Raw genomic sequence first — 13,124 nt, forward strand, 5'->3', positions numbered from 1 at the left:
GGGAGGGGTCACCAGTGATCCAAACAGTCTTTTCAACACTTTTTGAAGTGATAGTGCCGCTTTCGATACCGGTTATAGTGGGTGCTTTGCTAGGGTATTTTAAAAAGCTGGATACGAAGCCGCTTTTGACGGTGACTTTATACTATTTAAGTCCGGCCATTATTTTAGATACCTTAATGAAAGCTCACGTTTCACATAATGATATCTATAAAACGCTGGCTTTTTCATTGCTTAATCTCCTATTGTTATGGGCCATTGCAAACATCTTGGGCAGAATTCTTAAGTTTCCTGCGAGTGAAACGGCAGGACTGACATTGATTTCTGCTTTCACTAACAGCGTCAATTATGGGCTTCCGCTCGTTTTACTTGCCTTTGGTCAACTGGGGCTTGAGAAGGCTTCTGTATATGTCATTTGTCAAATGGTCATCGTGAATACTATAGGAGTCTACTTTGCGGCCCGCTCTCATTTTTCTATAAAAAATGCAATCAAATCTGTATTCTCCCTGCCAGCCATATATGCAGCCTTACTGGCATTTTTACTGCAAAGTTTAAATCTCTCTCTTCCTGGCGGAATCGCAAAAGGGGTGTCTATGATTGCCGGAGCATATTCACCTGTTGTAATGGTTATTTTAGGAGTGCAGATGGTGAATGTGAAAATCGCCAAGCTAGAATGGAAGTCTGAAGTGTCGTTTTGGACAGGCATGGCCGTTCGAGTGCTCGTATCCCCCTTTGTTGCATTATTTTGCATCTATGTCTTACAGATCAATGGGATTTTGCAGTCTGTTCTTTTTATATTGGCCTGCATGCCCGTAGCAGTAAATGCCTTAATTCTTGCAGAAAGATTTAATGCTTCTCCTAAAATCGTTTCAAAATGCATTCTTTGGACAACCTGCATCTCTTTTATCGTATTACCTTTTCTTATAGTAATCATAAAGTAATAGTCGACATATATTTTATATTTACATAGAGGAAAAACCAAAAAGCTGCCGAAGCAGCTTGGTTACTTGAATATTAAAAAGAAATCATTGCCCCGCGGTCATCAAATACTGAGGTTGGATTCCAAGCTACTTCCCAAAGATTGTTTTCAGGATCGGCAAAATAGGCCGTCCGGCCGCCCCAAAAAGCATCACTTGGTTCCCTTACTATTTTTCCGCCTGCCTGTCGGATTTCCTCAATGGTCGAGTCGACTTGCTCTGGCTTGTCAACATTAATAGCAAAGGTTACTCCGCGATAAGCTTCCGTTGAGTGGGAGAATTCAATGCCAGCATCTTTCGCCAATTCTTCAATTGGAAACAAAGATAGCAGAACCCCAGCTGTTTTAAAAACGGCATATTGGTCAGAACTAATTTCCGTTTCCTCCCAGCCTAATGATTGATAAAACGAACGCAATATTGGTAAATTAATTGCTCCTATTGTAATTAAAGTTACTCTTTGCAGAACCATATTTCCTTCCTCCCAATGCGTTAATGTTCACTATTTCTCCAAGCCCAAACAAATATCCTTCAACTGATGTAGTTTAAATTGCTCCACAGATGTTAAGATTTAGGGAAGAGAACCAATTAAATAAGCGAGGTACATACATGACTATTTATATTGCATTACTCCGGGGAATCAACGTAGGCGGGCATAATAAGATTAAAATGGCAGACCTCAAGAGTTTACTAGAGGACATGGGTTTACATAAGGTAAAAACATATATTCAAAGCGGGAATGTTTTGTTTGAATCGGATGAGGAAACAGAAAGACTTAGCGGGCAACTGGAGGAAGAAATAGAGAAAACTTTTGGGTTTCCAGTCCCCGTTATTTTAAGAACGGCGGAGGAATACGAACGGATTATTCACGACTGCCCGTACTCGACCGAAGACTTAAAAGAAGGGGAAAGTGTCCAAATAGCCTTTTTAGGGGGCGAACCTACTCAGGGTGGAATTGACCATTTGCAAAACTTTGAAAGTGAGAAGGATGAATGCAAAGTAATCGGCAAAGAAGTATACCTCTTTTTCCGCCAAAGCATCCGGGATTCAAAATTAGCAACACAGCTTCCAAAACTCGGCGTTCCTGCAACATTGAGGAACTGGAATACAGTAATGAAGCTGGACACCTTGGCAAGAACAATAGCGGAATAAAAAAACGCTCGGAACCCGAGCGTTTTTCGTTTATTAAGAAGCATCATTAAGTAAGCGGACGCTTTCATCAAATTCTTTTTCGATTTCTTCATTCTTTTTATACGTAACTAAGCTGACAACAACAGATACAACCAAGTTAAGGACGAAGCCTGGTACGATTTCATAAAGAGTATCGCCAAGTCCAACGTTTTTCCAAACGATTACGGTAACTGCACCGACAATCATTCCGTAAAGGGCGCCCCATTTGGTCATCTTTTTCCAGAATAAGCTTAATAAAATGATTGGACCGAATGAAGCTCCAAATCCTGCCCAAGCATAGGCAACAAGGCTTAAAATCGTGCTGTTTTGCTTAAAAGCAAGCGCTCCAGCAACAACAGACACAAGGAGTACAGCCATTCTTCCTAAGAAAACAAGGCGTTTATCACTAGCGTTTTTGTTCATGACTACTTTGTATAAATCCTCAACCAATGCACTTGAAGTTACGATTAACTGAGAAGAAATCGTGCTCATAATGGCGGCAAGAATGGCTGCCAAGGCAAAACCAGCGAAAAGCGGGTGGAAGAAAATCTGACTTAAAGAAATGAATACTGCTTCCGGATTATCTAGTTTATGAGCAGTATTATTATGGAAATAAGCAATACCAATTAGTCCAGTAAAGATCGTCCCAATTAAAGAAATAATCATCCAGCCCATACCAATGCGGCGAGCACTCTTTGTTTCTTTAATGGTTTTAATCGCCATAAAGCGGACAACGATATGCGGCTGCCCGAAATATCCAAGGCCCCAAGCCATTGCTGATACAATTCCGATGAATGTTGTGCCTTTAAACCAATCAAGCCTTGTTGGGTCGATGGCGCGAATCGTATCAAACGTTTCAGTAGGCCCGCCAGTAATAAAGATACCCAATGCTGGAACTAAGAATAAGGCAACCAGCATCATTAATCCTTGTATGAAATCTGTATAACTTACTGCCAGGAATCCGCCGAATAAAGTGTAGGCAATTGTAACGCCGCCAACGATATAAAGACCTGTCAGATAGTCTGTACCAAATGAACTCTGGAAGAATACCGCTCCAGAAACCAGCCCCGAAGAAACATAGAAAGTAAAGAAAACAAGAATAACGATACCAGATACAATACGGAGCATGTTTGATTTATCTTTAAAACGGTTTTCAAGATAACTTGGAATGGTAATAGAATCATTCGCAACTTGAGTATAAGATCGTAATCTCGGTGCAACCAAAAACCAGTTTAGATAAGCTCCTATTGTTAAACCAATCGCAATCCAAGCGCTCGCTAAACCGGTTACATAAACGCCGCCAGGCAATCCCATTAAAAGCCAGCCGCTCATATCAGCAGCACCTGCACTTAAGGCAGTTACAGCAGGTCCTAAAGACCTTCCCCCAAGCATGTAGTCCGTCAGATTGCTAGTTTTTCGATAAGAATACCAACCTATTAAAAGCATACCGGCTAAGTAGATTCCAATCGAAATCAGCTGTAGTGTTTGATGAGACATACTTTTTCCCCCTTTGTTATATTGGAAATAAATTTAAATAATATTTCCTATTTATAAAATATTCTACCAACTTATGATGACTATTTCTACTGTATATTTATTACTTTTTTGAAATAAGGAAAAATTGTCTTAGAATAGCTTTTGGATGAATTATAAGCAGTTCTGTTGTAAGGAATTCGTGGGATGGCTATCATAAAAGTAAATGTATGGGGGTGCTAGCTAAGTGAAATTAAATGAATGGTTTCAAAAAGGAATGACACTGGATGAGTATACCAATTCTATGACTCGAAATAAAGAGGAAATGCTTTCGATTTATGAGCGATTTACGTTAACGGCTGAAGATCAGCAGAGGCTTGAGGCATTAAAATCTCAGGGGCTGAGGGCCATTGTTTTAACAGAGGATTGGTGCGGGGATGCATTGCTTAATAACCCAATTTTAATGAGGGTTTCTGAGGCTGTGGATATGGAAGTGCGGTTTGTCCTACGCGACCAGAATCTTGAACTAATGGATCAATATTTAACCAACGGCACCTCTAGAGCGATCCCGATTTTTATTTTTATCAATCAAGAAGGTAAGGAAGTCGGAGTTTGGGGACCGAGGGCGCCTGAAATGCAGGCTTTAGTAGAGGAGGGACGCGCCTCCCTTCCAGAAAAAGATGCCCCGGATTTTCAAGTGAAGCAAATGGAATTGTACAAGCGCCTGGGCAAAGCTTATCAAACAGATTCCTCAATTTGGCAGACAGTGGCAAATAGCATAATTAGTACTCTTTTATAAAAAAATCCCCGGTAGAAATTTTTCTGCCGGGGATTTTATTACAATTTAATGTTCTTAGGGGGAATGCGGTCATTCGCTAAATTTTTATCATTAATTTTTGGTTCGATTCCTAAGATGAAGTTTCGGATGTTTGAACGGTGGAGGAAAATTAAAAAGAAAGTGAATAATAGAAAGATCAGTTCAAATTCAAGATGGGGTGAAAGAAAAGCATATAAGAGTATAGTGAGGCCAACAGAAATAGAGCCAAGAAACACATACTTCGTTAAAAAGATGACCAAAAAGAAAGTAATATAAGCGATTACTAACAAAGGGATATTAGCAATCAAAAGTGCCCCAGCAGTTGTAGCGATGGCCTTTCCGCCTCTAAAACCGGCGAAGATCGGAAAGCAATGGCCGATGACGGCAGCCAGTCCGAAGTAAAGAGGTTCAGTATCAAGGTTGAAAAAAATAGGAAGTGATGCGGCCAGTGCGCCTTTGCCAAGGTCAATAAGCAGAACAAATATGGCCGATTTTTTACCAAGTACCCTCAGCGTGTTGGTTGCACCGGGATTTTTGCTGCCATGATCCCGGATGTCGACCCCAAAAACCAGTTTGCCGATAATGAGGGCAGTCGGAACGCTTCCAATTAAATAGGACATAAGAAGCAGCAGCCAAAACATAAGAATCTCCCCCGTCTAAGAATTTCTGTTTCTAATAGCATTCTATCATAATTAAATGGTATTATTTTGTAGAAATAACACAATTCTGAATTAAAAAGAGGATGAACGATTTGAGTCGGAAGCAAAAAACCTTACAGCCTATTATTCCTAAAGAGTTAATGCCGATGAATTTTGAGGATCGGGATGATACATATGTTTCAATGGCATTGATTAGTGATTGTTCCATTATAGGAGAAGAAATTGAAAGATTAAAGTTTGAACAGGTGGTATTTCAGAATGTTACGTTCATTGATGTCTCATTTCGCTACGTTGAACTAATTGATGTTATTTTTGAACGATGCGATTTATCCAATTCTAATTTTGGTGATGCCAGTATTCATCGAGTCGAGTTTAAAGAATCCAAACTCGTCGGCCTGAATCTTTCAGATGCTACACTCCGCAATGTGTTATTTAGCAATTGCAATGCCAACCTTTGCTCATTTGGTTACGGCGATTTAAAACAAGTGAAATTTGATACATGCTCCCTCCGTCATGCTGACTTTTATGAAGCGAAATTTCACCTTGTTGATTTTAAAGAAAGTGATTTATATGAAGTGAATTTTACTGGAACTGCGCTTAAAGGGATAGATTTTAGCAGCAGCACCTTAAATCAGCTCATTTTATCGCCTGAAAGTTTAGACGGATGCATTGTTACTTCTGAACAGGCTATTGGCTTTGCCAAGTTGATGGGATTAATAATTAAAGATTGATTCTATAGAACCGTGCGGAAACCATCGTGCGGTTTTTAATTTTTTTTAAAAAAGTGTAGGGGTTCACCAAGTTCCCTTCGTCTATTAATATGACAGATTGAATGAAAGGGGGAGAGTTCGATTAGCGACACGGTTTTAATAGAAAAAGTGCTGCAAGGCCATGATCATGCCTTTCGCCTTTTGGTTGAGAAATACCGCAATGATGTGTTCCGGACCGTCTTTGCTGTACTTCGTGATCAAAAGGAAGCGGAAGATGCGGCACAGGAAGTGTTTATGAAGATTTATACGTCTCTCCCTCAATATGAAAACCAAGGTTTTAAAACGTGGATGACGCGCATTGCCGTCAATCATGCGATAGATGTAAAAAGAAAACAGGCAAGGTTAAGAGAGGAAGTTGTCGAGGCCCTCGAGCAAGGCACAATAGGAACGCCGAGGGATAGTGTGGAAAATGAGATTATTGAACAGGATCAGCGCAGGCTCGTCAGGAAAAGGCTGAATGAATTACCAGAGAATTACCGGGATGTCATCTACGGATTTTACATTGCGGAAAAAAGCTACCAGCAAATGGCCGATGAACAGCAGGTGCAGGTGAAAACAATTGAAACCAAGCTTTACCGGGCTCGAAATTGGATGAAAAAGAATTGGAAGGAGGACGATTTTTCATGAAGCATTACAGTTATGATGAGTGGCTCCAATACGTCAAAGAGGAAATTAGTGAACAAGAGCGTGAAAATTATGAAAGACATCTGTATACATGTGACCAATGTCTAGACGCTTATTTACAGGCTGTTACAGCAAATGAATCATCACTCCCGATTCTATCAAATGAAGGCAATTTTACCGATTTGGTAATGGTGGAAGTTTCGAAGCAAAAGCAAGAATCTGCTGCACCAAACCCAAATAAAAAGCCAATTTACCAGCAGGCTATATTCCATTATCTGCTCGCTGCGGCAGCGACAATCTTATTAATGTTAACTGGGGCCTTTCAATCGTTGGCAACCTACGCAAATTCGATAGAAAGTCCGCAAAAAGTCCAAGAGAAAAAGCCTTCGGTTACGGAAGGTGTGATTGATAAAACATTTGCATGGATGGATTCACTAGAAAACAAGGAGGCAAATAAGAAATGAAAAGTTCGACAAAGGCATTAACATTATCGCTTTTTCCGGGCCTTGGGCATATTTATTTTGGGAAAATGTTTCGCGGCGCCGTCTATTTACTTGCCGTTTTTGGCTGTGCGATGGTTACTGTGATTGCAATTGCCAATCAAGGTGGGGATGTAGTGGTTGTCCCATTTATGGTGGGTATTTTCATCTATCTAGTTAGCTTTATTGATATGGGTGTGCAGATTTCCAAACAGAAAAAAGCTCTTACTGCTGGAAACTTAGACGGGCCACAGCAACAGGTTAGTCAGGATTCGGAACGTTTTTATACGATTGTCTTGTCGTTTGTTCCAGGTCTTGGTCACTTCCAGCTCGGCTTGATGAACAGAGGCTTAACTCTATTAGCGACCTTTCTAGGTCTTGGCATCATGGTTATCTTTGTGACGGCTATCTCTAGTCGCGAGGAATTTCTCGTTTTCTTGCTTGGACTGCCTGTGATCTGGGTATATGGATTTTTTGATGCCGTTCAGCAGGTCAACAAAAAGCAGCGCGGAGAGGAGTTAGTGGACAGAACGATATTTGAAGACTTTGAAGCGCGTCGGGAAGACGGCAAGAAGAGTAAATCAATTGCTACCTTTCTTTCGATTTTTCCTGGTGCGGGTCATTTATATTTGGGGCTGCAGCGGCGCGGTATTCAGTTGATGGCAGCCTTCTTATTCTCGGTCTATATTTTAGATGTTTTGCGTCTCGGTATTTTCCTATTTTTAATCCCGATCATTTGGTTTTACAGCTTTTTTGACGGTCTGCAAAAGGCTTCAAGGTATGGGGAAGAAACGGTTGAAGATGTGCCAATCATCGCTTATTTCCTTAATCATCAAAAATGGGTCGGTATCGGGCTTATCTTATTGGGGGCTTACTATTTAGTAGTGAACATCCTGCTGCCGGCTTTATCGCCAATTTTGACAAGAATCATCAATTTCGATCTTCAGTATTGGATACAAGGCTATTTCCAAACCGGACTTGTCTGCCTGTTGTTGATCGGCGGGGGCATTAAGCTTTTATCTGGCAGCAAGCAGAAGCGGGAGGTTAAGAATCATGAATAAGTGGAAAAAAACGATTGCGGGCGCTGTCCTAATTGGAGCAGGATTTGGGTTGCTTTTTAGAAAGAGAAAAGGGGGGAAAGCAGCATGAGGACATGGCGTGTCGGGACGTTTTCGATGGGGGCATCGCTCGTTTTCCTTGGAATTTTCCTTTTCCTATCGAAGTTTTTGGGGCTAAATCTCATTCAGGTGATGACAGGCTGGTGGCCTATTTTATTAATTGTTTTGGGAATTGAAATCTTACTCTATTTGTTTTTATCCCGGCAGGAAAAGCCAGTGCTGCGATATGACTTTTTAAGTATTTTCTTTGTTGGATTGATTGGAACAGTGGGCATTGTGTTTGCGATCATGAGCTCAACTGGCCTCATGGGAAGAGTCGAGGAAGTGATGGCGAGAGAGGAAAGGTCGTTTGAACTGCCTGCTTTTTCCTATAAAATAGATGATAGTATTAAACGAGTGGTAGTCAGAACGGTTGGCACTGATATGACAGTTGAAGCGACCGAAGCAAAAGAAGTCAGTATGTTTGGCACCTACCGGGTGCAAACAGCTGGGAAAGAAAAGCTTCTTAAGAGTGCTGATGATATCATCGCAGCCAATCAAAAAGGTGATACGCTTTATTTAAACTTAAAAGGCCTGCCAAACCAAGTTGGTCCGTTTGATTCACAGGGAATGGTCGCTGGGACAATATTGGTGCCGAATGATGTGAAGTTAGAAGTGTTAGGGAATGGTGATTCGCTTACCTTGAAGCCACGGAATCTGGCAAATGATTGGAGTATCGAGAGTACCTCATCTGTTGCGGTCGATGTACCAGAAAACAGCAATTTGAAGGTGGAGGTAGTGGGTGCCCAGGAATTAAGAGGAAAAGAGAGCGAATGGAAGATAGAGGGAAAAATAGAATCCAATGTTCCGGAAGATAGCATGGAGAAGAATGCTTTTTATCAAACTGGGGAAGGCAAATACCGTATTAATATTGCAGGTGCCTATAGTGTTAATTTAAATACCAATCAGTAGATTTTTGCAAATTAAAAAAAAAACGTTATGATAGGAGATGGACGTTTGGCATTACAATTTAATTGTAAGCCTTGATAATAATTGGTAGAATATAGAAAACCAATTGTGATTTCAAAAAATAGGATGATGAAATGATGAAAAGAGCAAGACTGATTTATAATCCTACTTCAGGACGCGAAATGATAAAGCGCCATCTCCCGGAAATTCTTGAAAAGTTAGAAGTTGCAGGATACGAGGCATCTTGCCATGCGACGACTGGTGCGGGGGATGCGACAAATGCGGCAAAAATTGCCGTTGAGCGAAAGTATGATGTCGTGATTGCAGCAGGCGGCGATGGCACAATCCATGAGGTGGTAAACGGCTTAGCCGATCAGGAGTATCGTCCGAAATTGGGAATTATTCCAGCTGGAACAACCAATGATTTCGCCAGGGCTTTGCATATTCCGAGGGATGTTTCCAGTGCTGTGAATATTATCACAAAAGGGGAATTGATTCCTGTCGATATTGGACGTATTAATGATAAATATTTTATTAATATTGCAGGCGGCGGCAAAATGACCGAACTTACATATGAGGTGCCAAGCAAATTAAAAACGATGCTGGGCCAGCTTGCCTACTATTTAAAAGGGATGGAGATGCTTCCTTCGATTAAAGCTTCCGATCTTAAGATTGAGTATGATGGTAAGCTTTTTGAAGGAGAGGCGATGATGTTTCTTGTTGGTTTGACTAACTCCATTGGCGGATTTGAAAAACTAGCACCTGACGCCTCCATAAATGATGGGTTGTTTTCTCTATTAATTTTGAAAAAAGTTAATCTGGCTGAGTTTATCAGGATTGCGACGCTAGCAATTCGCGGTGAACACGTGAATGATCCGAACGTTATTTACACGCAGGCCAACCGAATCAAAGTCTATTCTTCTGAAAAAGTACAGTTAAATTTAGACGGAGAATTTGGCGGCTTACTGCCGGCAGAGTTTGAGAACCTTTACCGTCATTTAGAAGTATTCGTACCACTCGAGAATATCCGCCCGCTTGACCGGCCGAAGGATTGGGTCTCTGGACAAAGATATAGTTAACAAAAGTTCGTTCCTGCGGGAGCGGACTTTTTTGTTTGTAATAAGATTCTTGCCTGTAACAGATTAGCGAAGGGGATTGTGGTAAAGGGGTCTACATGACCACAGAGGGTAAGGAAAGGGAATTTGGGTAACGTAGAGGAGGTCTACGTGACCGAAAAGAGTAAGGAAGAGTGAAAATGGTAACGTAAAGGAGGTCTATGTGACCGAAAAGAGTAAGGAAGAGTGAAAACGTAAAGGAGGTCTACGTGACCAAAAGGAGTCAAGAAAAGGAACCGGAACGTAAAAGACGTTTACACATTGAGAAATAATAAAAATGAAAGGAAATTCGATTAACGTCACGAATAAACTTAATAAGGAAGAAAGAAAATGGAAGGGGTGATGGATATGAAAGCATTAATCAATATCGATTACACATATGACTTTGTAGCGGATGCCGGGGCACTAACATGCGGTGAGCCTGGTCAGGCAATAGAGGGCAGAATCACCCGGCTGACAAAAGAGTTTATTGAGAGTGGAGATTACGTGGTGTTTGCCATCGATGTCCATGATCAAGGCGATGAATTCCATCCTGAAACGAGGTTGTTTCCGCCGCATAATCTTAGAGGAACGGCCGGCCGTAACCTATTTGGCGGACTTCAAGAGGTTTATGACCATAATAAACACCGTGAAAATGTTACCTATATGGATAAGACCAGATACTCTGCTTTTGCCGGAACAGACCTGGAAATCAAATTGCGTGAGCGAGGAATTACAGAGGTTCACTTAGTTGGCGTTTGTACCGATATTTGCGTTCTACATACCGCGGTAGATGCCTATAATAAGGGCTTCAAGATAGTGGTGTACAAGGATGCTGTAGCGTCATTTAATCCAGCCGGCCATGAATGGGCGCTTGGCCACTTTGAACAAGCTCTTGGTGCTATGGTGAAATAGACTTTTTAGTGTTATTATTGGATATAATGTTGAAAAGCTGTAATAGTATCCGGAGGTCTAGTTATGAAACACTTTTATCATGATGATAGTTTAACTCTGCATACCGATCTATATCAGATTAATATGGCAGAAACATATTGGAGAGATGGAATCCATAATAAACGTGCGGTTTTCGAACTATTTTTCCGCAAGCTTCCTTTTGGGAACGGCTACGCTGTTTTTGCTGGTTTAGAAAAAGTCATTCAATTTATCCAGAACTTTCGATTTAGCGAAGACGACCTGGAATATTTAAAAAATGAAGTAGGCTACCATGAAGATTTCTTAGACTATCTGAAAAATATGCGTTTTACCGGAACCATTCGCTCGTTAATAGAAGGCGAGCTTGTCTTTGGCAACGAGCCGATTATTCGCGTAGATGCCCCGCTCGCAGAAGCGCAGCTGGTTGAAACAGCGCTGCTTAACATTGTGAATTACCAAACATTGATTGCTACAAAAGCTTCAAGAATTAAGCAGGTTGTCGGCGATGAAGTAGCGATGGAATTTGGGACTAGACGGGCACAGGAAATGGATGCGGCCGTTTGGGGAACAAGAGCAGCGTATCTTGCAGGATTTGAAGCCACAAGTAATGTGCGTGCTGGGAAAATGTTTGGAATTCCTGTATCTGGTACACATGCCCATTCGATGGTTCAAGCCTATAAGGATGAATATATTGCCTTTAAGAAATATGCCGAAACACATAAGGACTGCGTTTTTTTAGTTGATACATATGATACCTTGCGCCTAGGAGTGCCAAATGCTATTAAGGTAGCTAAAGAAATGGGTGACAAAATCAATTTTCTTGGCATTCGACTTGATAGCGGTGACCTTGCTTATCTTTCAAAGGAAACACGTAAATTGCTCGATGAAGCAGGCTTTAAGGATGTAAAAATCTATGCCTCCAGCGATTTGGATGAGCTTACCATAATGAGCTTAAAAGGACAGGGGGCCAAAATAGACAGCTGGGGAATCGGGACAAAGCTTATTACGGCCTACGATCAGGCTGCATTAGGTGCGGTTTATAAAATTGTTGCTATAGAGGATGAAAACGGCAAAATGGAAGATACCATTAAAATCTCTTCCAACCCTGTAAAAGTAACGACTCCGGGTATGAAGAAAATCTATCGGATTATTAATAATAAGAACAACCATGCAGAAGGGGATTATATCGCGATGGAGGATGAAAAGCTGCCGGAGAAACGTCTGCGCATGTTCCATCCAACCCATACGTATATGAATAAAGTGGTAACCAACTTTACCGCAAAAGAGCTTCATGAAGATATTTTTGTAAACGGCGAGCTAGTTTTTGAAATACCTTGTTTGGAGGAGTCCCGCGCTTATCTTAAACAAAATCTTAATGCGCTTTGGGACGAGTACAAACGGACAATGAATCCAGAGGAATACCCAGTCGACTTAAGTCAAAAATGCTGGGATAACAAGATGAAGAATATTGAAGAAGTAAAAGAAAAAGTTGCAGCTATGAAGGAATAATGAGAAGGGCGCCTGATCGGCGCTTTTTTGCTGTTATAAAGCTGCTAATAGCTGCCCTTTTTTTAGACTTCTCTTTTATCATTTTTTCACTTTTACCTAGTAAATCCACTTAAAAAAAGCCTTTTCCTTAGGTAAAACATACAGACAAAAAAAGGAAAATTCGAATAACGTAAGATAGTAAATAAAAATATTTAAGGAGTGAAACTATATATGTCTTTTCCTAATACCCCGCCAGAGGGTATAAATCCCATTGAGGGTTTGGATTCTGAACAGGTAGCCCTTTTGCTGCTTGTAAGCATCGCATTTGAAGAACTTGGACTAGCCCATTTAATAAATGCAGAAGCAGAAAAGCTCCAAGGAGCGATTGGTACCCTTGAACCAGCAAATACAGACATTCAAGCTAGAACTTTTGCTGAGTTATTAGCGGCGAACAGTGAAGTTGAAAAAATGCTGCAAACAATTATCAAAAAAGAAATGTTACTCCAATTTAAATTTGAAAATGTCCTTGAATTTCTATCAACGTCAACTTCAACAACATCAACAACTACTACAACTACTA

16 protein-coding genes are annotated in these 13,124 nt (G+C 40.9%); 13 read left to right on the forward strand and 3 right to left on the reverse strand.

Annotated features, from left to right (window positions below; translation table 11 throughout):
- Positions 1-14 precede the first annotated feature (14 nt).
- Positions 15-938 carry an AEC family transporter gene (locus V7161_RS15635; RefSeq protein WP_335713905.1) on the forward strand — a complete coding sequence of 308 codons (924 nt, stop codon included), beginning with the start codon at positions 15-17 and terminating at the stop codon, positions 936-938.
- Positions 939-1,011: 73 nt separating this feature from the next.
- Here the strand turns inward: V7161_RS15635 and V7161_RS15640 are convergent, their stop codons facing one another.
- Positions 1,012-1,443, reverse strand: a complete 432-nt coding sequence (locus V7161_RS15640) for a VOC family protein (protein ID WP_335713906.1) — start codon at positions 1,441-1,443, stop codon at positions 1,012-1,014.
- 137 nt (positions 1,444-1,580) lie between these two features.
- Between V7161_RS15640 and V7161_RS15645 the strand changes: the two genes are divergently transcribed.
- The gene (locus V7161_RS15645; protein WP_335713907.1) at positions 1,581-2,123 is read left to right on the forward strand and encodes a DUF1697 domain-containing protein; all 543 of its coding nucleotides are present in this window, start codon (positions 1,581-1,583) and stop codon (positions 2,121-2,123) included.
- Positions 2,124-2,156: 33 nt separating this feature from the next.
- On the opposite strand, the gene putP is transcribed toward V7161_RS15645, so the two are convergent.
- Positions 2,157-3,638, reverse strand: a complete 1,482-nt coding sequence (putP, locus tag V7161_RS15650; protein WP_335713908.1) for a sodium/proline symporter PutP — start codon at positions 3,636-3,638, stop codon at positions 2,157-2,159.
- A gap of 223 nt (positions 3,639-3,861) precedes the next feature.
- Between putP and V7161_RS15655 the strand changes: the two genes are divergently transcribed.
- Positions 3,862-4,413: a thioredoxin family protein gene (locus V7161_RS15655; RefSeq protein ID WP_335713909.1), complete on the forward strand. Its 552-nt coding sequence runs from the start codon at positions 3,862-3,864 to the stop codon at positions 4,411-4,413.
- Between the two features lie 38 nt (positions 4,414-4,451).
- Here V7161_RS15655 and plsY read toward each other — a convergent pair whose 3' ends face one another.
- Positions 4,452-5,072, reverse strand: coding sequence for a glycerol-3-phosphate 1-O-acyltransferase PlsY (gene plsY, locus V7161_RS15660; protein ID WP_335713910.1), 621 nt, complete (start codon positions 5,070-5,072; stop codon positions 4,452-4,454).
- A 101-nt stretch (positions 5,073-5,173) separates the two neighbouring features.
- Between plsY and V7161_RS15665 the strand changes: the two genes are divergently transcribed.
- From V7161_RS15665 to V7161_RS15710, 10 genes are all read left to right on the forward strand, one after another.
- On the forward strand, positions 5,174-5,821 hold the full coding sequence (locus tag V7161_RS15665; protein ID WP_335713911.1) for a pentapeptide repeat-containing protein: 648 nt from the start codon (positions 5,174-5,176) through the stop codon (positions 5,819-5,821).
- A gap of 147 nt (positions 5,822-5,968) precedes the next feature.
- The gene (locus V7161_RS15670) at positions 5,969-6,487 is read left to right on the forward strand and encodes a sigma-70 family RNA polymerase sigma factor (RefSeq protein ID WP_335713912.1); all 519 of its coding nucleotides are present in this window, start codon (positions 5,969-5,971) and stop codon (positions 6,485-6,487) included.
- Positions 6,484-6,948 (forward strand): anti-sigma factor family protein, encoded by a 465-nt coding sequence (locus V7161_RS15675; RefSeq protein WP_335713913.1) that lies wholly within the window; start codon positions 6,484-6,486, stop codon positions 6,946-6,948. The genes V7161_RS15670 and V7161_RS15675 overlap by 4 nt, the downstream gene beginning before the upstream one ends.
- Positions 6,945-8,024, forward strand: coding sequence for a hypothetical protein (locus tag V7161_RS15680; protein ID WP_335713914.1), 1,080 nt, complete (start codon positions 6,945-6,947; stop codon positions 8,022-8,024). The genes V7161_RS15675 and V7161_RS15680 overlap by 4 nt, the downstream gene beginning before the upstream one ends.
- Positions 8,017-8,112 (forward strand): LPXTG cell wall anchor domain-containing protein, encoded by a 96-nt coding sequence (locus V7161_RS15685; RefSeq protein ID WP_335713915.1) that lies wholly within the window; start codon positions 8,017-8,019, stop codon positions 8,110-8,112. The genes V7161_RS15680 and V7161_RS15685 overlap by 8 nt, the downstream gene beginning before the upstream one ends.
- A complete protein-coding gene (locus V7161_RS15690) occupies positions 8,109-9,032 on the forward strand; it encodes a LiaF transmembrane domain-containing protein (RefSeq protein ID WP_335713916.1) in 924 nt (307 codons plus the stop codon). Before V7161_RS15685 ends, V7161_RS15690 begins: the two co-directional genes overlap by 4 nt.
- 134 nt (positions 9,033-9,166) lie before the next feature.
- Positions 9,167-10,108 (forward strand): diacylglycerol kinase, encoded by a 942-nt coding sequence (locus V7161_RS15695; RefSeq protein WP_335713917.1) that lies wholly within the window; start codon positions 9,167-9,169, stop codon positions 10,106-10,108.
- Between the two features lie 384 nt (positions 10,109-10,492).
- Positions 10,493-11,038: a cysteine hydrolase family protein gene (locus V7161_RS15700; protein ID WP_335713918.1), complete on the forward strand. Its 546-nt coding sequence runs from the start codon at positions 10,493-10,495 to the stop codon at positions 11,036-11,038.
- 63 nt (positions 11,039-11,101) lie between these two features.
- Positions 11,102-12,565, forward strand: a complete 1,464-nt coding sequence (locus V7161_RS15705) for a nicotinate phosphoribosyltransferase (protein ID WP_335713919.1) — start codon at positions 11,102-11,104, stop codon at positions 12,563-12,565.
- A 210-nt stretch (positions 12,566-12,775) separates the two neighbouring features.
- Positions 12,776-13,124: hypothetical protein (locus V7161_RS15710; RefSeq protein WP_335713920.1), on the forward strand; the 349-nt coding region annotated here is incomplete at its 3' end.

The organism is Neobacillus drentensis (assembly GCF_036965425.1).
GTDB classification, from domain to species: domain Bacteria; phylum Bacillota; class Bacilli; order Bacillales; family Cytobacillaceae; genus Neobacillus; species Neobacillus drentensis_F.